18 protein-coding genes are annotated in these 17,632 nt (G+C 49.3%); 8 read left to right on the forward strand and 10 right to left on the reverse strand.

Features of this window, described 5'->3' with window-relative positions:
- Positions 1–44: 44 nt before the first annotated feature.
- Both ACE3T3_RS09665 and ACE3T3_RS09670 read left to right on the forward strand, forming a co-directional pair.
- The gene (locus tag ACE3T3_RS09665; RefSeq protein WP_374666358.1) at positions 45–515 is read left to right on the forward strand and encodes a Holliday junction resolvase-like protein; all 471 of its coding nucleotides are present in this window, start codon (positions 45–47) and stop codon (positions 513–515) included.
- 24 nt (positions 516–539) lie between these two features.
- Positions 540–1,133, forward strand: a complete 594-nt coding sequence (locus ACE3T3_RS09670) for a hypothetical protein (RefSeq protein WP_374666360.1) — start codon at positions 540–542, stop codon at positions 1,131–1,133.
- Between the two features lie 36 nt (positions 1,134–1,169).
- Here the strand turns inward: ACE3T3_RS09670 and ACE3T3_RS09675 are convergent, their stop codons facing one another.
- The gene (locus ACE3T3_RS09675) at positions 1,170–1,793 is read right to left on the reverse strand and encodes a class I SAM-dependent methyltransferase (protein ID WP_374666362.1); all 624 of its coding nucleotides are present in this window, start codon (positions 1,791–1,793) and stop codon (positions 1,170–1,172) included.
- Positions 1,794–2,141: 348 nt separating this feature from the next.
- Here ACE3T3_RS09675 and ACE3T3_RS09680 point away from each other — a divergent pair, with 348 nt between their 5' ends.
- A complete protein-coding gene (locus ACE3T3_RS09680; protein ID WP_374666452.1) occupies positions 2,142–2,666 on the forward strand; it encodes a hypothetical protein in 525 nt (174 codons plus the stop codon).
- A gap of 108 nt (positions 2,667–2,774) precedes the next feature.
- A complete protein-coding gene (locus ACE3T3_RS09685; protein WP_374666364.1) occupies positions 2,775–3,182 on the forward strand; it encodes a protease inhibitor I42 family protein in 408 nt (135 codons plus the stop codon).
- Positions 3,183–3,453: 271 nt separating this feature from the next.
- Here the strand turns inward: ACE3T3_RS09685 and ACE3T3_RS09690 are convergent, their stop codons facing one another.
- A complete protein-coding gene (locus ACE3T3_RS09690; protein WP_374666366.1) occupies positions 3,454–3,786 on the reverse strand; it encodes a HopJ type III effector protein in 333 nt (110 codons plus the stop codon).
- A 153-nt stretch (positions 3,787–3,939) separates the two neighbouring features.
- On the opposite strand from ACE3T3_RS09690, the gene crcB reads away from it, so the two are divergent.
- Entirely contained in the window at positions 3,940–4,317 is a 378-nt protein-coding gene (gene crcB / locus ACE3T3_RS09695) for a fluoride efflux transporter CrcB (RefSeq protein WP_374666368.1), read from the forward strand.
- 148 nt (positions 4,318–4,465) lie between these two features.
- Here crcB and ACE3T3_RS09700 read toward each other — a convergent pair whose 3' ends face one another.
- Together ACE3T3_RS09700 and ACE3T3_RS09705 are read right to left on the reverse strand one after the other, a co-directional pair.
- Positions 4,466–4,720, reverse strand: a complete 255-nt coding sequence (locus ACE3T3_RS09700; RefSeq protein WP_374666370.1) for a type B 50S ribosomal protein L31 — start codon at positions 4,718–4,720, stop codon at positions 4,466–4,468.
- A 155-nt stretch (positions 4,721–4,875) separates the two neighbouring features.
- Positions 4,876–6,174 carry an ABC1 kinase family protein gene (locus ACE3T3_RS09705; protein ID WP_374666372.1) on the reverse strand — a complete coding sequence of 433 codons (1,299 nt, stop codon included), beginning with the start codon at positions 6,172–6,174 and terminating at the stop codon, positions 4,876–4,878.
- 211 nt (positions 6,175–6,385) lie between these two features.
- Here ACE3T3_RS09705 and ACE3T3_RS09710 point away from each other — a divergent pair, with 211 nt between their 5' ends.
- A complete protein-coding gene (locus ACE3T3_RS09710) occupies positions 6,386–6,601 on the forward strand; it encodes a DUF1737 domain-containing protein (RefSeq protein ID WP_374666374.1) in 216 nt (71 codons plus the stop codon).
- 443 nt (positions 6,602–7,044) lie between these two features.
- Here the strand turns inward: ACE3T3_RS09710 and ACE3T3_RS09715 are convergent, their stop codons facing one another.
- Together ACE3T3_RS09715 and ACE3T3_RS09720 are read right to left on the reverse strand one after the other, a co-directional pair.
- Positions 7,045–8,412 (reverse strand): MATE family efflux transporter, encoded by a 1,368-nt coding sequence (locus tag ACE3T3_RS09715; protein WP_374666376.1) that lies wholly within the window; start codon positions 8,410–8,412, stop codon positions 7,045–7,047.
- A gap of 46 nt (positions 8,413–8,458) precedes the next feature.
- Positions 8,459–8,917 carry a DMT family transporter gene (locus ACE3T3_RS09720; protein WP_374666378.1) on the reverse strand — a complete coding sequence of 153 codons (459 nt, stop codon included), beginning with the start codon at positions 8,915–8,917 and terminating at the stop codon, positions 8,459–8,461.
- A gap of 127 nt (positions 8,918–9,044) precedes the next feature.
- On the opposite strand from ACE3T3_RS09720, the gene hemW reads away from it, so the two are divergent.
- Complete coding sequence (gene hemW, locus ACE3T3_RS09725) at positions 9,045–10,199, forward strand: radical SAM family heme chaperone HemW (RefSeq protein ID WP_374666380.1); 1,155 nt, start codon at positions 9,045–9,047, stop codon at positions 10,197–10,199.
- Between the two features lie 276 nt (positions 10,200–10,475).
- On the opposite strand, the gene ACE3T3_RS09730 is transcribed toward hemW, so the two are convergent.
- Complete coding sequence (locus tag ACE3T3_RS09730; RefSeq protein WP_374666382.1) at positions 10,476–12,299, reverse strand: acyl-CoA dehydrogenase C-terminal domain-containing protein; 1,824 nt, start codon at positions 12,297–12,299, stop codon at positions 10,476–10,478.
- A 228-nt stretch (positions 12,300–12,527) separates the two neighbouring features.
- Between ACE3T3_RS09730 and ACE3T3_RS09735 the strand changes: the two genes are divergently transcribed.
- Complete coding sequence (locus ACE3T3_RS09735; protein ID WP_374666384.1) at positions 12,528–14,975, forward strand: hypothetical protein; 2,448 nt, start codon at positions 12,528–12,530, stop codon at positions 14,973–14,975.
- 122 nt (positions 14,976–15,097) lie between these two features.
- Here ACE3T3_RS09735 and aroE read toward each other — a convergent pair whose 3' ends face one another.
- The 3 genes from aroE to hemF form a co-directional block, all read right to left on the reverse strand.
- Entirely contained in the window at positions 15,098–15,886 is a 789-nt protein-coding gene (gene aroE / locus ACE3T3_RS09740) for a shikimate dehydrogenase (protein ID WP_374666386.1), read from the reverse strand.
- A 107-nt stretch (positions 15,887–15,993) separates the two neighbouring features.
- A complete protein-coding gene (locus ACE3T3_RS09745) occupies positions 15,994–16,200 on the reverse strand; it encodes a hypothetical protein (protein ID WP_374666388.1) in 207 nt (68 codons plus the stop codon).
- Positions 16,201–16,570: 370 nt separating this feature from the next.
- Positions 16,571–17,512 (reverse strand): oxygen-dependent coproporphyrinogen oxidase, encoded by a 942-nt coding sequence (gene hemF / locus ACE3T3_RS09750; RefSeq protein WP_374666390.1) that lies wholly within the window; start codon positions 17,510–17,512, stop codon positions 16,571–16,573.
- Positions 17,513–17,632 lie beyond the last annotated feature (120 nt).

A 17,632-nucleotide genomic window follows, 5' to 3' on the forward strand; every position in this document is an offset into this window, starting at 1 on the left:
TCATGCAATTTCAACAAGCGCGATTTTTAATTTAGGAAGACTCAATGTCCGTATGGATGGCAATGCTGATCGGCGCCTGCATAGGCGTGGTGCTGACGACCATGATTTTAAGCAATACCCGCAATGGCCGCGTGCGCGCAGAGTATGAAAAGTATATTGCGGAATTGGAGCTGGAGCATCAGCAGGCTTTGGCTGCCGCGCAAAAGCGCAGCGTGAATACCAGCCGCGCCGTGCTGAAAGGCAAAATGGCTGAACAGCTGGCGCCGATTATGCCGGAATTTCAATATTTGCCGAGCGATGCCAAATTTCTGGGGGATCCCATCGATTATATTGTCTTTGACGGCTATACCGACTACCGTGACGGCGATGGCTTGGCGGAAGATATAGAAGTGGTGCTGATCGACATTAAAAGCGGCGGGGCGCGCTTGACCAAAGGCCAGCAGGCGATTGCGCAAGCGATTGCCGAAGGCCGGCTGCGTTTTGAAACCATCCGCATTGATTTTGATGATGCTTAATTGCTGAATGCGGAGCCTGCTGGAATGAAACCGTTACTGTGGACTTTTGCAGCTTTAGCGCTGCTGATTTGGGGCTGGAAAGAATATTTCAGAGAAATTCCTCATCTAGAGCAGGCGGGCGTGCTGAAGAATTTTAAGGTCGAGCCGCGCCGTGAATTTTCAGGGCGCTTTACGGTAATCGGACAGCGTTTTTATGCGCCGCAAAGCCGCATGCTGTTCCGAACATCGGCATGGGTCGGCGAGTTTAATGATCTGGCATATCTCAGCAATGTTGATGTTCTGCTGGCGCAAGGGGCGCTGGCGGATCCTTCACGCTTGAAACAGGCCGATTTTGATCAGCACAGCCGCTGCTATGAGTTTAAGCTGCAGCCCAATGCCAGCCTAAGCGCAGATGAAATCCGCGCAGGCAGTTTGAATATCAGCGCCATCGCTTCGAATGAACACATTGCAAAACAGTTGCGCCGTTTAAAAGCCGGACAGCACGTGCAGCTTCAGGGGCAATATGCCGAGGTCATGCAGCTGAAAACGCAGAAGCATTTTGTTACGGGCATGAGCATCCCGCGTCCCAGACCGCAATGCGCAATAGTGAAAATCACTTTTATACAGGTTTTAATCTAGGTCATTGTTTGCCACTTGATGCTGCCCATCTGCGCATTAGCGTTTCACAGCCCGCGCCAGCAGCATGCGCTGGCCAATGGCTGGAATGCCAGCAGCATCAAAATACCGGCATTCCTCCAGTTCTAATCCGGCATTTATTATGGCTCGCTCAATATTGCGGTTGAGATGGCAGCCATCCGCCGCCCGCTTTTGAATGGGCGTCAGCAGGTTTTGCAGGCGCTGAATCGTGCGGTTGTCGTTATGCAAAACATGCTCGACCAGATGCAAGGTGCCGCCCGCTTTCAGGACGCGGTAGACTTCATTCAGCGCCAGCTCTAAATTGGCGATACTGCAGAGCGTCCATGTGCTGACAATATGGTCCAGGCTCTGGTCGGCAAAAGGCAGTTTTTCTGCACGGGCTTGGATATGCTGCACCTCAAACGGGGTTTCATGTACGCGCTGCGCCGCCAGATGGTAAATATCCGGATTCGGTTCCAAGGCGTATAAGGTATTCACCTGCTGATAAAAGGGCAGGTTCAGCCCAGTGCCAAAGCCAATTTCCAGCACCTCGCCGGAAACAGGCAGCAGCAGCTCGCGGCGCTTGTCCATTAAGCTGGGGGTTTGCATCACTTGATTCAGCAAATGCGGAAAAATATGCTGCCGATAAAATGTATAAATCATTTATTCACTATTTTTATTTCTGCAGGCTACAGCTTAGCTGAACTTTATACAGAGTTTAAGCGTTCTGGCTTCAGAACTTTGCGCATTGTTACCAAGACGCTAAAGTTTCTTCTAATTTCTTGCGTAATATAGAGTTACAAGTATCTAACCGCGCTGTGAAATTGCGGCTGATTTAAGCTGTTTTTAATTTCAGCCTTGTTAAGTAGATGCGGATAGGCAGCGCTGCAAGCGGCTTTTCGCAGGCAGGCGGCATGCTGGCCAGCCGCAGCGTAAAGACATCAATAGACCACAGCCAGATAAAGAGGTAAGCCGATGATCAAACGTATTTTATTCAGTGCTGCAGCGGTGATGATGCTGCTGAATGCGGGCGTGCATGCATCGGCAGATTACAATATTGCCAAAGGCTTGGCGCCCACCGCAAAAGACCAGTCCATTTCCGTGCTGAAGCCTTTTTATGGCGATTTCCGTATTTTAGGCTCCAAAGAATACCGCGATGATGAACAGGCCAAGTTTTCGCCGATTGATTATGCCGTGAGCTGGGGCCTGTTTGCCGAGCCGGAAATTGCCCGCCATATTACCGTGAATCAGTATGATCGTTATTTAAACTGGAAAATGGACAAAGTTCCTGTACCGGAAAAACAGGCGATGATGATGGTATCGAATATGCACATCATTCCATCCAATCCGGAAATTGCCAAACAGATTAAAAAAGTGAAACGCGGCGATTTGGTGCGCTTAAAAGGCGATTTAGTGGAAATTAAAGATAAAAACTTGGTGTGGACATCTTCTCTCACCCCGACAGATACCGGCGACGGCGCCTGTGAAGTCTTCCGTGTTGATTCCATTCAGTGGATTGAACGGGTAAAAAGCTAAGCAGGATCGAATTTTAAAAATGGCCTGCATGCAAAGAAACTGCGGGTCATTTGTCGTAAAAAAGCACAGTTAAACATGCAGTGATGAATCAATACAAAGGTTAAGGTTATGAATTTAAAAGCGCTAGGTCTGGCGGCAATGCTGGGCCTAGGTTTGGCGGGATGCAGCAGCATGAGTTCCACGGTCGATGGTGAAACCCATATTTTTACTGGACAGCAGTCCTGTCCTACGCTTTTGGAAATGGACCGCGGTCAAACGCTGGAAGTGATTTTGGATGAAAACCCAAGCACAGGCTACGTTTGGACGGTCGATAAAAATCCGGAACTGTTTAAGACTGAAGAAATTTACGAGGCTGATCAGTCTAAATCTGAAGTGCCAACCGTGGGTAAAGGCGGTCAGAAAATTTACCGTTTTACGGCAACACAGCCCGGTGAAGAATTGCTGCATTTAAAACATGTGCGGGCATGGGAAAATGCGCCGGTGGATGAATGGACATGCCGAGTTCGAATTTCTTAATGTAGCTTTCTGAAGAAGCGCATTGAATTTTGCAATAGGTATTTGAGATGAGTGGGCCGGCAGGACGCCGGCCTTTTCCTGTGATGCAGGGACGCATCATCAGGAAACAAGTGGTTTTGTTTACTTTTGCCCAGTCAAAAGTAAACAATCGCCTGCGCAAAGGCATTGAACTGATCAAGCCTCTTGAGGCCGTGCCAATCTCCGCATGTTATGGACGATATTGCAGTTTCAGCACCGAAGGCATTTAATGAATTGAAATGCCTTTAAATAATTATTTGGCTGTCAGCGCTTGGCCTTCAAATTGAATGCCGTCCCAGCCATGTTGCATAAACTGGCGGATATTCTGATGATCTGCGCTTTCTGGAGCCGCCAAAACAGAAGCATAATGCTCTGCAAATAAGCTTAAAGTTTGCGCTGGGTCGAGGCCATTGAGCTGCGCAAAAGCAAACACTTTTGCACTGCCTTGGTTTTCATTGGCGCCGTTGGCTTGCTGGCCATTTTTGAATGCTGTTGCAACATGCGTATAGCGTGCTTCAATAAATGCAAGCACATCTGCAAATTTCGCTTCGCCAGTGTGAAGCTGGTTTAATAATTCTTGAGCCATGAGTTTCTCAATCCATAGAAAAATAAATGAAAACGCGGGCAATATAGCAAGTTTCAGCGCTGAGATTCATTAGAAATATGATGATTTTTTGCGTTATAGTGAGGCCTTGCCTGCACGCTGGGCGCATTTATTGATGAATGATTTGGACTATACATGAATTGGCTATTGGTTGCCCTCGGCGGCGCAATTGGGGCATGTTTTCGCTACAGCGCAAGCGTTTGGCTGATGAAGCCGAACGGACTGTTTCCGTGGACCACCTGGTGGGTGAATGCGCTGGGCTGTTTTCTGGCCGGCGTATTTTTTGCGTTTACGCAGAAATATCCGGTACTGCAGCAGGAAGCCCGATTATTTTTAATGGTGGGGATTTTGGGCGGGTTTACCACCTTTTCCAGTTTTGGCCTGGAAACTTTCCAATTGCTGCGGCAGGGGCAAAACGGCTTGGCGCTGAGCTATGCCTTTTCCAGCCTGATGGTGGGCGTCATTGTTTTAAGCTTGGGCTTCTATTTATTTCAGGCCCTACTAAAGAATTAAAAAGCCATATTCCGTTTCAGCATGGCGGCTGTAAATGGCTGGGAAAATAAAAAAATAAGGCATAAAAAAAGAAGCCTAAGCTGGAGGAGGGGGTCTTAGGCTTCTCAATAGTTTTACTTTAAAAGCAAAACCTTAACTGAATATGAACTTATTGTGAGCGTTTGAAACGCGCAAAGCGTTTATTGAAGCTGGCGACACGGCCTTCGTTGCTGGTCTGACGCTGTTCGCCGGTATAAAACGGATGAGATGCGCTGGAAATATCCAAAGTCACATAAGGATAGGTTTTGCCCTCATGCTCACGGGTCTGCGCCGTTTCCAAGGTGCTGCCGATTACAAAAAAGGCGTTGGCATTGGTGTCATGAAACAGCACGTCACGATAGTTCGGATGGATGTTTGCACGCATGGGGATTCTCCTGATGATTCTGCACAAATGAAATGTTATAACATAACATCTAAAAATGCAAATTATGCCCAGTACATTTTCTGTAACTGGGCATCGGCTTTGAGTCTTATCTTTGAATCGGCGGGTTTTGAGCTGAGCTGAAACTGCAAAAAAACTTATGAACGCGGCGGCACCAGCTCTTCAAACAGATCGGACAGGTTGTCCTGCATTTTTAAATGGATCATATTCCAGTAATGGCCGGATACTGTGCGGTTGACCATCAGGGTATCCGGTGAGGGCTTGAATACATCCCAGTATTTCAGTGAGGATTTCACCAGTTCAACGCCGTCATGGTGCGCTGAGTTTTCTGCAAAATCATACTGCGTGGTCAATGGGCGCATCAGCACTTCCAGCCAAGCCTCATACAGTTCTGCAGGGAATTTGCCTTTCTCGGACAGGGAATGCAGCGCATCCAGCTGATTTTCTATTTCTGCAATATCGCTGGCCCGGGCCGCCTGAATCAGTTCTTTAAAATGATGCACAATTTCATTGGATAGAATTTTCACGCCGCCAAAATCGTAAATAATCACCGTGCCGTCTTCCCGAAAGGCAAAATTGCCGGGATGCGGGTCGCAGTGGAAACGCTTGAGGAAGAAAATTTCCTGCCCAATGGCGCGGAACAGGCGGCGGCCTAAGGCATTGCGGGTTTCCAGCGGCCAAGCGCTGGCGGTTTCAATGCTTTCACCTTCTTCTAAACTGAGCGTGAGCACATGGCGCGAGGAGTAATCATTAAAGACTTTGGGAATAATCACTTTGCTGTCGAGCTTTTCATGAAAGACCCGGGCCACCTCTAAGTTTTGCGCTTCAATCTGATAATTCAGCTCATTGTCCAGACTGTCCTGAATTTCGTTAAATAAACGGTCTTGCAGCTTGCGGTCGACTTTTAGCACCCCCATCAGGCGCAGCGCCAGCCGCACTTGCTTGAGATCGCTTTCACAGGCTTCATCGACGCCGGGATACTGCACTTTTACGACCACCTGCTGGCCATCGGGCAGAACCGCTTTATGCACTTGGCCAATAGACGCTGCGGCAAAAGGGGTTTCATCAAAACTTTTAAAGATCTTCAGCAGCGGCTTGCCCAGTTCTTTTTCGACCTGAGCTTTAATTTCTGCAAAAGGCATCGGCGGCGCCTGGCGCTGCAGTTTGCCGATCGCTTTTGCCACTTCGGGCGGGAAAATATCTTTGTACTGTGAGGCAATTTGGCCGACTTTCATGGCTGCGCCTTTCATTTCCCCTAAGGTATCGGCAATTTGCAGGCCGATATCCTGAAAGAGTTTGCTGCGCGAGGCATTTTTCTGCTCTTCATCGGCAGTTAAGTTTTTTATGGAGTTGGTAACAGTTTTGCTTGCAATACTTGCTGTCATGCTGGCAAGTTTCATAAAGCGGCGGCCGGGTGTACTTGCCGTTTTTGCCATGGGTGATGCCTCAAGTTTGAATTTTTAATATGGTTCTGATCATAGGCGCTTATTATTCAGCTGCCTACTTTAAAATGTTAAATCTTTGTTTCTCTTTGATTCTTTATCATGAATCGATGCTTTTTCGAAAGATTTGCGGCCAGTGCGATATGACCATCTTGCCGGATTTAGCTTAGAATAGCCTGAAGTGAAATGCTGAGATGAAGCCTGCGTGAAAATTTATAGATACCTGACCGGCAAAGATGATGTGGCCTTCTGCGCGCGCGTGACCAAAGCGCTGAATGAAGGCTATGAGCTGTATGGCGCACCAACCATGACCTTTAATGGCACGGATGTGATTGTGGGACAGGTGATTACCAAAGAGGCAGCCGATGAGTCTGAATTGTCTGAAAAATTTAAAGCGGCTTATCAGCTGCAATTGAAGTGAATTGGATGCATTCGGCGCTATTGTTGATCTTCAGCTGCGCCTGCTCTGATATGGTGGAATGAATAAAATAATGGATAAAAATAGAAGAGCGCATGATTGTGCATGCATGGATAAAATTTTTAGGCTTTCCGATTATTGATGAAATGGGCGCTTTGCCTGCAGATTGCGAAAGGGGTTTAAACTGCAAAATTAGCGCCTGCCAATACACTGATTCATGCAATGACTTATAACGGTGTCTGGGCATTTATGGATGTTTTGACATTGCATTTGCTGTTGGATGCTGGCGCAAACCTGCAATTTCATTTCATCCTATTATTTTTCTGCTTGAGTTTGGGATTGCTGATTTATTGCTCAGAGCATCAGGATGCGTTTAATTTAAGCTGTTTGAATGCATCATGCTGTATTCAAACAGCATGATTCATTCAATTTTATCTATTGAATCGTTAACTCAGGTTGATCTTCTGATTATTCATATACAAACGCGTCAGCAGCAGCACGCAAGCCACCGTCAGCCCAACGATCAGACCGACCCATACGCCGGCTGCGCCCATATCGGTATAGCGCGATAAATAAACTCCTACAGGCAAGGCAATGACCCAATAGGCAATCATGGTGATCCACATCGGCCCTTTGGTGTCCTGCATGCCGCGCAGGCAGCCGGCCGCGCTGACCTGCCAGGCATCCATCAGCTGATAGCCAATGGCAAACAGCACCAAATAGACTGCAACCACCGCCACGTCATAATCACTGGTATATAAAGAGACAATATCAAAACGCAGCAGCCAGAGCAGGGTCATCGTGGCCAGCGCCAGCACCGTCGCGGTGAGCAGTCCTAAATACTGGACTTTGCGCATGGCGGGCCAGTTTTGTTCGCCATAATAGGTGCCGACGCGGATAGTCAGGGCAATGGCCAAGGACATGGGAATCATAAACAGCTGCGAGGTGATGGAGATTGCGATTTGATGCGCGGCCACGGTAATTTCGCCCAGCGGGCTGAGAATAATGGCAGCCGTGCTGAAAACGCTGACTTCAAAGAAAATGGCGAGGCCAATCGGCAGGCCCAGTTTTAGGATGCGCTTCACCCAGATGCGATTGATCGGCTCAAAGGTTTTGAACGGCTGTGTCGCGGCATAGGCGGGACTTTTTAAAATATAGGCAGCCAAAGCAAAGAACATCAGCCATTGCAGTATTGCCGTGGCGAAGCCGCAGCCTGCAGAGCCCAATTCCGGAATCGGCCCTAAGCCATACATAAAAATAAAGTTCAGCGGAATCAGCACCAGCAGCGCAATTAAGCTGATGGCGGTGACTGGGCGCGGATAGCCCAAGGCTTCAGAATAGCCGCGCAGCGCAGCATACATAGTCACAGCCGGCATGCCGAAACCAATGGCATGCAGGAACAGGCTGGCTTTGGGCAGCAAGGCTTCAGGCACGCCTAAAATTGGCAGCAAAAAAGGCGCAATCTGCAATATCAGGCAGGCAATAATGCCGAGAATGAGCGCGACCCAGAGTGACTGGCGGGCAATCACCGCAATCTTTTCCGGCGTGCGCGCGCCATTGGCTTCGGCCACCAGCGGCGTAGTGGCAATCATGATGCCGCTGAACAGCAGCATGACAGGAATCCACAGCCCGACACCGACAGCAATGGCGGCCAAATCGTTGGCGGAGAGGTGTCCAGCCATGAGGGTGTCAATCAGTCCAAAACCGGCTTGGGCAAACTGTGTGACCAAAATAGGCACCATCAAGTGAAACATTTTTTTTAATTCATAAGAATTGCTTGTTGCAGATGCAGCATTTGACACAAAATTACTCATTTCAATAGAGGATCGAGGTGTTGAAGCGGCGCTTGGTTTAGGCAGTTCAGCGCTGCAACGTCAGAAGCACACCAACAAAAATCACGGCGCCGCCCAAAAGCCGCTGCCAGTTCACCGGTGTTTTTTCTGTGCCGAGCAAGCCGTATTGGTCAACGATCATCGACATGACGATTTGACCGAAAATAATCAGGCCTGATAGGCTTAAAAAGCCCAGCTTCGGCGCGGTATAAATGCTGAAGCTGATGGCATAGACGCCCAAAAAACCGCCCAGCCATAAAAACCACGGAATCTGCTTCAGCGCATCAAGGCTGGGTTTCTCCGCAGGCTGAACCAGCACCAGGACAGCCAGCGCTATTGTACCAACCAAAAAGGATAAAAGGGCAGCTTGCAGCGGTGAATATAGATATTCACGCAGCTGGCTGTTGATTGCTGTTTGAAAGGTAATGGCGATGCCTACGCCCATGGCCAAGGGAATCAGCATCAACAGTTGAGCGCTTATTTTCATTCTCTGCCGCCATATTTTTATTGGATTTTACTGAGTTTAGCGGATTGGGCTGCAGAATGCATAAGCGAGTTGAGCGACTCATGTTAAAATGCAGTTCAATTTTGAATTTCTCATTTGAGCGCTGTCCTTGTCTGAATTAAATCCCGCACTGGTTCCATTGTCTTTATATATTCACATGCCGTGGTGCGTGCGCAAATGCCCGTATTGCGACTTCAATTCGCATGCTGTGCCGGATGGAAAGCTGTCATTGGATTTGGAGCAGGAGTATCTGCAGGCGCTGGTCGAGGACTTTAAAACCCAGCTCGATTTTGCGCAAGGCCGCGTAATTCACAGCGTCTTTATCGGCGGCGGCACGCCATCGCTGATTTCCGCCCAAGGCTATCAATGGCTGTTCGCCCAGCTTCAAGCACTGCTGCCGTTTGAACAGGGCTGTGAAATTACACTGGAAGCCAATCCGGGCACCGTGGAGCATGATCCCTTTGCCGGCTATTTAGCCGCAGGCATCAACCGCCTGTCCATCGGCGTGCAGAGCTTCAATGCCGATCAGCTGAAAAAGCTGGGCCGCATTCATTCCAATGACGATGCGATTGCTGCGATTCAGCATGCGCGTGAAGCGGGCTTTGAACGGGTGAATGTTGACCTGATGCATGGCCTGCCGGAACAGACGCTGGCTCAGGCGCTGCTGGATTTGAAACTGGCGGTGGAAAATGGCGCGACGCATGTGTCTTGGTATCAGCTGACGATTGAACCGAATACGGTTTTTTTCCGCACTCAGCCGGTCTTGCCTGCAGAGGATGTGCTGGAAGAGATTCAGGAACAGGGCGAGGCTTATTTAAAAGCGCAGGGCTTTGTCAATTATGAAGTGTCGGCATGGCGAAAAGAACGGCCTTCGGCGCATAATCTGAATTACTGGCAATTTGGCGACTATCTGGCCATTGGCGCCGGAGCGCACGGCAAAGTGACGCAGCCGGACGGCGTGTACCGCTTTCAAAAAACCCGCTTGCCGAAAGACTATTTAGCCAAAGTGCCGGCTGAGCATTTGCAGTTTAAAAAAATCGAAGCGGAAGATATGCCGTTTGAGTTCATGATGAATGCGCTGCGTTTAAATGACGGAGTGGCGGCCAATCGCTATGCAGAACGGACGGGGGAAGGTTTAGAGCCGATTGCTGAGCTGTTGGCTTCACTGCGTGAACGCCGGTTAATGGTCAATGATCCTGAACGCTTGGCCTGTACCGAGCAGGGGCATATCTTTTTAAACTCAGTGCTGGAAGAGTTTCTTTAGAAGGGCAGATTCTGCCTGCGGAAAATGATGAAAGAATTCGTGTGAAATCTGAACAATCATCAAAAGCTCACTAAGCGATATGTGAGCTTATTTTTTTAAGATTTAGCGTTTGTGAATATTCAACATAAAAAAAAGCCCAGACAGGGATGTTTGGGCCAGAAAAGAGAAACTACAGCATCATTTCTAAAAAGAAGTATATTTCACCCTAGGTTGGAATTAGGTAGGTTTAGCCAATAAAAAAACCGCCGAAGCGGTCTTTTTATTTAAATGAATAATTTAGTAATCAAAGCTGAAGTGCTCAGGCGCTAAAGACGTCATGGTTTTCGATGGGTTTACCATGGCTTCCGCATGGCCTTGCGTGCGCGGCAGCATGCGTTCAAAGTAGAAATCAGCCACTTTGATTTTCGCTTTGTAGAATTCAGGGGTTTCCTGACCTTCGCCGGCAGCGAGTTTGGCAGAAGCAACAGCCGCTTGCTGTGCCCAGAAGTACGCCATCATCACATAACCGGAGAACATTAAGAAATCCACAGACGCAGAAGACACGATGTCACGGTCTTTGCGCGCCGCCAGCATAATGCGGACGGTTAAAGCATTCCATTGTGCGCAAAGTTTGGTTAAATCCCATGCAAAACGGCGCATGTATTTGTTGCGCGCGTGCTGGCCGCAGAATTTCAAAATTTCTGCTGTGTAGTCGCGGATCACTTTGCCTTTCGAGCTCAGCAGCACTTTACGGCCAATCAAGTCCAGCGCCTGAACGCCCGTTGTGCCTTCGTAAAGCATGGAGATGCGTGAGTCGCGCACGATCTGTTCCATGCCCCATTCTTTGATGTAGCCGTGGCCGCCGTAAACCTGCATGCCGTGGTTGGCGGCTTCGTAGCCCAATTCAGTCAGGAAGCCTTTAAGAATCGGAGTATAGAAACCTAAATGGTCATCATGCGCTTCAAAGGCCGCGGTATCGCCGCGGGTTAAGGCATCCGCCATTTTGTCGGCAATTTGCGCTGCATAATAAATCATTGAACGGCCGCCTTCAGCGATCGCTTTTTGCGTCAACAGCATGCGGCGCACGTCTGCATGGTGAATGATGGCATCCGCCACTTTATCCGGATCTTTTTTGCCAGACAGCGCGCGCATAGACATGCGGTCTTTGGCATATGGCAATGCGCCTTGGAAAGCCAATTCAGCATGCGCGATCCCTTGAATCGCTGTGCCGATACGCGCGGTGTTCATGAAAGTGAACATCGCGTGCAGGCCTTTGTTCGGCTCGCCGATCAGGAAGCCTTTGGCATTGTCAAAGTTCAATACCGCTGTTGCCGATGCGCGGATCCCCATCTTGTGTTCGATCGAACCGCAAGTCACTGGGTTGCGTTCGCCGATTGAACCGTCAGCATTGACATTGAACTTCGGCACGATGAACAGGGAAATGCCTTTGGTGCCGGCAGGGGCATCTGGAAGGCGTGCAAGGACAATATGTACAATATTGTCAGTTAAGTCGTGCTCGCCGGCAGAGATGAAAATTTTGGTGCCGCTGATAGAATAAGTGCCGTCAGCGTTGAGTTCCGCTTTTGACTTGACCTGGCCTAAGTCAGTGCCGCATTGAGGCTCAGTTAAGCACATGGTGCCTGACCAGGTGCCGGCAACTAGATTTGGTAAATATAGGTTTTTTTGTTCATCTGTGCCAAACTGCATAATAGTGTTGATGCAGCCAACGCTGAGGCCTGGATACATTTGGAATGACCAGTTTGCTGTACCCATCATTTCTGACTTGATTAAGTTCAGCGATTGCGGCAGGTTTTGACCGCCAAATTCTTCTGGGAAAGACAGGCCTTGCCAGCCGCCTTGCACGAACTGGTCATAGGCTTCTTTAAAGCCTTTCGGTGTTTTGACATCGCCGTTTTCAAAGTGGCAGCCTTCAGCATCGCCAGATTGATTGAGCGGAGACAGAATATTTTCACAAAAATCTGCAGCGCCTTCGAGAATCATGTCAACGGTATCGGCGTCCGCAGCGTCACCGTTCGATAAAGTCGCGTAATGCGCAGGGTAATCAAGCACTTCATTCATTAAGAAGCGAATGTCGTGTAAAGGGGCTTTATATGCAGGCATAGTGTTAATCCTAATTTAAAAATAGTTTTGGATTATCCGGGTCGATGATTTGATTATTCACAATAATGATCAAATTGCATTGATATCATCGCCTGAGAAAAATGTCAGAAATGCGAATTTGGAAGTTAACGCAATCTGATTTTCCGTCAATATCTGTTAGATTTGATCTGGATCTCTTGGTCAATTTTTACAATTAAAGTATAAGTAAACTGGGTGTTAAAAGAAATTATGCGTCTGAAATATTTGACTCTCTGCTTGCTCGGCTTGAGCTTAAGCGCCTGTACACAGCATGTCATAAAGTCCACTCCTGCCAGCAGTGAGCAGCTGGGAGCATCTGCTGCCCAAGGCATGAATGCGCTGCTGGAGGCTTCCAGTTATGAGGTGACAGGTCAATTTTCCCTGCAAACCGCACTGAATTCGAAAGGCAAGGCTGATGCGCCGGCCGAGAAAAACGCCTCTAAAGGCTTAAGCGCCGAACAGAAAAAACAGATGGATCAGGCGCTGAAAGTGAACAAAGTTCAGCTGAGCCAGAAAGAAAAAAATCAGCTGTATGATGCCGCCGCCATGGAGCTGGACCCTTATGGCTATTTGCTGGGCGGGCGCGGCAGTTCAGGTTCCAGCGCGGCTGAAGGCATTTTTAATATGCTGAATGACGTGCAGTTCAGCTATGACGCTTCAGTGCATTACCGTCAAAAACTGGCTGCGGTGAATTTTAATTTGAAGTATATGAAACCGACGCTGCAAGTGCAGGCGCAGCTGCCGCTGATTGTCGATTTTAATGCATTGAAGCTGTACACCAATTATTTTGCGTTCATGCCGTTTATGGTGAACCGCGACAGCCAGTCTTCGTATGCCTATATTGATTTGTCTAAATATAAAGATGAATTTAACCGGATCAACTTTAAAAATTTGGCGGCCTATTTAAAGCAAATGAATGCCGTGCCGTATGCCTTGGCTGATGCCGATCAGCTGAGCGCATTGCCGCTGACGGCGCAAGATCAGCAGCAGGGGCTGGCGCGTAAAATCCGCTATCAGGGCACCTTGCAGGCTCTCGCCTTGCAGCTGGGGCTATTTGAGCTGGTGAATGCGCCGTATTACGCTGAACAAGTGAAAGGCCAGACATTTGCAGCGCAGGATGCCGCTGCGGCTCAGGCGGAAACGGCCGGAGATGCTGAAGCGCCGGCGGGTGCTGAGGATGCTGCTTCCGGTGCAGACGCTGCTGCGGAACAGCTGGAAATTGCCGCTTATCATTCTGCCGAGCGGGTGGGCGAGCTGGCGCAGAACAAAGCGCATGCAATGACGCATCATGATGAAACGCATGCGGCAGAAGCGGAAGAGGCTGAAGACGTGGAAGATGCGGATATGGAATATACCGCAGAAATGGCGAATGCTGCGGCAGCTGCGGCGTGCGCCGCGGATGATTGCAGCGCTGATCGTGAGGCTTATGCGGCTGCGGATGAGCCGGAGCAGGAGGGATTGTCCGAAGAGGCTTGTGAGGCCTTGGTCAACGCGGCTAAAGTGCCGGCGGGCTACTTTAACCTTTGCCGTGAATGGTACGGCATCAATGTATTTGAAAAACCGGCATCTGCTGAAAGCAGTGAATCCGGCGCAGCTGCAGCCCAGACTGCCGCTGAAAAACAGTCGGCCTTTGAACGCTTGCAGCCATTATTCCTGGCTGATCAGTCTGCACAGTTGACCGATGCGCAGAGCTTTAAGCTGCTGTGGCAGAAGCATCAAGCGGAAATTCAGCAGGCGCTGAACAATGATCAGGCAGATGCAGTTCCTTTAACTATGGATGTTGGTTTGGATCAGGCTGGGCGTTTGCTGACGATTGATTATGGGCTGGTGAAGCAGGATGAAAAGTATGGTGAATTCCGTTTCAGCAGCACCAACCAAATCAGCAATTATGGCCATGCCAAACCGATTGACCGCCAGCTGATGAAGAATGCCAAATCGATTGAAGAGGTGTCAAAAGGTTCATTGGTGGAGCGTTTTTCTAAAAATATTTTAGGCGCCTTCGGCGCTGATGCCGCCGCCGATACTGAGCAGAACATGCAAGAGCAGAAATCCGCAGATGAGCTGTTGAAGCAAATTGCGCTGGAGAACTATAAAAAGTCCAATTCATGGCTGAAAACCTATCAAAGCGTGTTCGGCTTATATGCAATGATGCAGCAGTCAGAATTAAGCCAGCACTATACTGCGGCGGAGCTGAATGAAATTGCAGAATTGTCGGCTTATCATTTTAATGATGAACTGCCGCAGCCGAAGGGCGCGGCCTTGGCGCGCCTGAATCAGCTGGCTGAAAAGCATCAGCTGAAAAATCTTCACAGTTTTGATTCGATGGGCTATTCAGTGAAGCGGATGGTCAATGACGCCATTGAGCCATATCAGGCAGAGCGCGCTTGGGTGAAACGCATCAAACAGCATAAAACCCGCCAGGCGGTTTTTGCCGTTTATTATGCTGAGCTGTTGCCTCAGGAATATGGACTCAGTGATCAGCAGGCGCAGCAGCTGCCAAAAGCTGCGCAAGCAATTGCGCAAGCCTTTGCAGATGATTTGAATAATACCTTGTCAGAGCAGTCGCTGCGCAATTTGCGTGCAGAGGATGCGGATTTATTTGATGAAACGATTTATCAGATTGCTTATCGGGATGTGCTGATGCAGATGCCGAAATAATCAGGCGATTATTCTGGGCTGAGCTATGAAAAAATTAAGTGCCTCACATTGAATCAGACAAAAAAGAACCTCAATCGAGGTTCTTTTTTTATTTGAGCTTTTGCTGAGTCTGCAGCGTGCGCTTAAAGAAAATCTTTTAAATTGGGCTGGACGCCATTCCAGATGCGGAAGGACTCAATGGCTTGGCCGACCAGCATGCCAAAGCCTTCTGAAGTCGGCACGCCGCGCGCTTTGGCTTGATCCAGAAAGCTCGATGGCTTGCCATAGGCCATTTCATAGGCCTGTTTAAACTGCAGGGCGGCAGGCAGTTCCAGCACATCCCCGATCAGGCTGGCAGAGGTTGCATTGATGACAAGATCAAAGTCTCCCTGCAGCGCATCTAGGCCGATGGCAGACAATGCCGTTTTCGGCACAGCGTCTTTTAAATCTGCAATCAGCTGTTCAGCGCGGGAAAGCGTGCGGTTGGCAATGACAATTTTTTTCGCGCCGGCCTGCACCAGCGGGTAAATCACCCCGCGGGTGGCGCCGCCAGCACCAATAATCAGGATCTCGCTTTGGCTGAGATTCCAGCCCAGCGCTTGAATGGCATTCACCAGTCCTTGGCCGTCGGTATTGTCGCCGTGCAGCTGCCCGTCCTGCATCCATAAGGTATTCACGGCTTTGGCAATTTTGGCCCGTTCAGTCAGTACGGCGCAGGCTGCAAAGGCTTGTTCCTTAAAGGGGACAGTGACATTCATGCCCGCGCCGCCTTGGGCAAAAAACTCCTGCATGCTGGCCTCAAAACCATCCATGGGCGCTAAGCGTTTGCTGTAGTTCAAATCAATGCCGGTTTTGGCTGCAAAGGCCTGGTGCAGTTCTGGAGAGCGGGACTGTTCAATCGGGTTGCCGATAACGGCGAATTGCTTGCTCATCGCACAAAATCCGTGTGGAGAAATGTGCATCAATATACGGCAAATTGCAGGCGCTCTAAAGCGCTAATCTGAAATTAGGCCGGGAACTGGTGCTGCGCGGCACCCTCTTAGGGATTGCACACCGCCAATACGGCGTCCACCATTAATAAAGCCGTGCTGATGAGGATGCCGGTCAAGGCCAGCGCCATCATGCTGAAGGCGAAATTGTCATGGAATGCGCTTTCTGAAAAAACAGCCGTGCTGATTGATCCAAGCATCACCGCAATGAAGCTCCAAAACAGCAGGGCAGTAGAGCTGATTTTCGGGATATTCATAAAGCATTACCTCGTGCAGTCGAGATCAAATATACAGACTATGCATGTCATTTTTGTGTCTGTCCAAATATTACACGAGCTGCGCAGAAAAAGGAAAAATTGTTGAAAAATTAATAAAGTATCAAGTCATAAAAATGTCAGGAGACGTTAATTTTTGCAAATGCGCTTTTCCATTTGGGCTTGAAATGCGGCCGGATGAAGAATATTTAAATGACTGGATTAATTGATGAATTTTGCAGATGTATGTGTTTTTAAGACGGCCTTGAAGGCCATTGCCGGTCACAGAAAATCAAGCTGCGCAAAATCAAAAAAGCCTCTCGCGGGAGGCTTTTTAAGCAAAGTGTAAATCAGGGCTGCACGGCTAGGCAGGCTATTGCAGTTCGCTCAGCCAGTCATGCGGCTTGAGGTAATAATCGGTCAGTTTCTTTTCCGCCGATTGCGCATCCCATTCAGGGCGGTAAGACCAGCCGGCCAGCGGCGGCATGCTGACTAAAATGGATTCAATGCGCCCGCCGGTTTGCAGGCCGAATAAGGTGCCGCGGTCATAGACTAAATTATATTCGACATAGCGGCCGCGGCGGTACAGCTGGAAGTCCCGCTGCGCATCGCTGTAAGGCTTGTCTTGATTGCGCTGGAAGATCGGCAGAATTGCTTCTAGATAGCCGTTGCCGACGGCCTGCATGTATTGGAAGCAGGTTTCAAAATCCCATTGATTGAGATCATCAAAGAATAAGCCGCCGATGCCGCGCTGTTCATCGCGGTGTTTTAGGTAGAAATAATCATCACACCACTGTTTATGTTCGGCATACACTTCATCTCCAAAGGGCGCGCAGAGCTCAAGCGCGGTTTGATGCCATGACAATACATCTGCATCGTTGGGATAATAAGGGGTTAAATCAAAACCGCCGCCGAACCACCAGATGGGATCTTGACCTTCTTTTTCAGCAACGAACAGGCGCACATTGGCATGCGACGTCGGCACATTCGGGTTTTTCGGATGAATCACCAAGGAGACGCCCATGGCTTGGGCTTTGGCGCCGGCAATATTCGGATGGCGTTCAGTGGCGGAGGCTGGCAGCTTGGAGATGTTGATATGCGAAAACATCACGCCGCCTTTTTCAATCACTGTGCCGTTCTGCAGCACGCGCGAACGTCCGCCGCCGCCTTCTGGGCGCTCCCAGTCATCAATGATGAATTCGGCTGTGCCGCCGCCTGCGAGCTCCTGCTGTTCCAGCGCTGCGCAAATGCGGGCCTGCAAATCGGTGAGAAACTCGTGAACACGCTGAATATCAGCTGAAGTCGGATGCTGCATGTGAACCTTCAAAGCGGAAAAATCAAAACTGTTTCCATCAAAGCATAGATTCAGCAAAAACTTAAGGGATTTTTCCCGCAGGCCCGGATGGGCGGGCGGATCCTGTTTTTATTGGCGTTG

This window comes from Acinetobacter sp. (genome assembly GCF_041919735.1).
Classification (GTDB): domain Bacteria; phylum Pseudomonadota; class Gammaproteobacteria; order Pseudomonadales; family Moraxellaceae; genus Acinetobacter.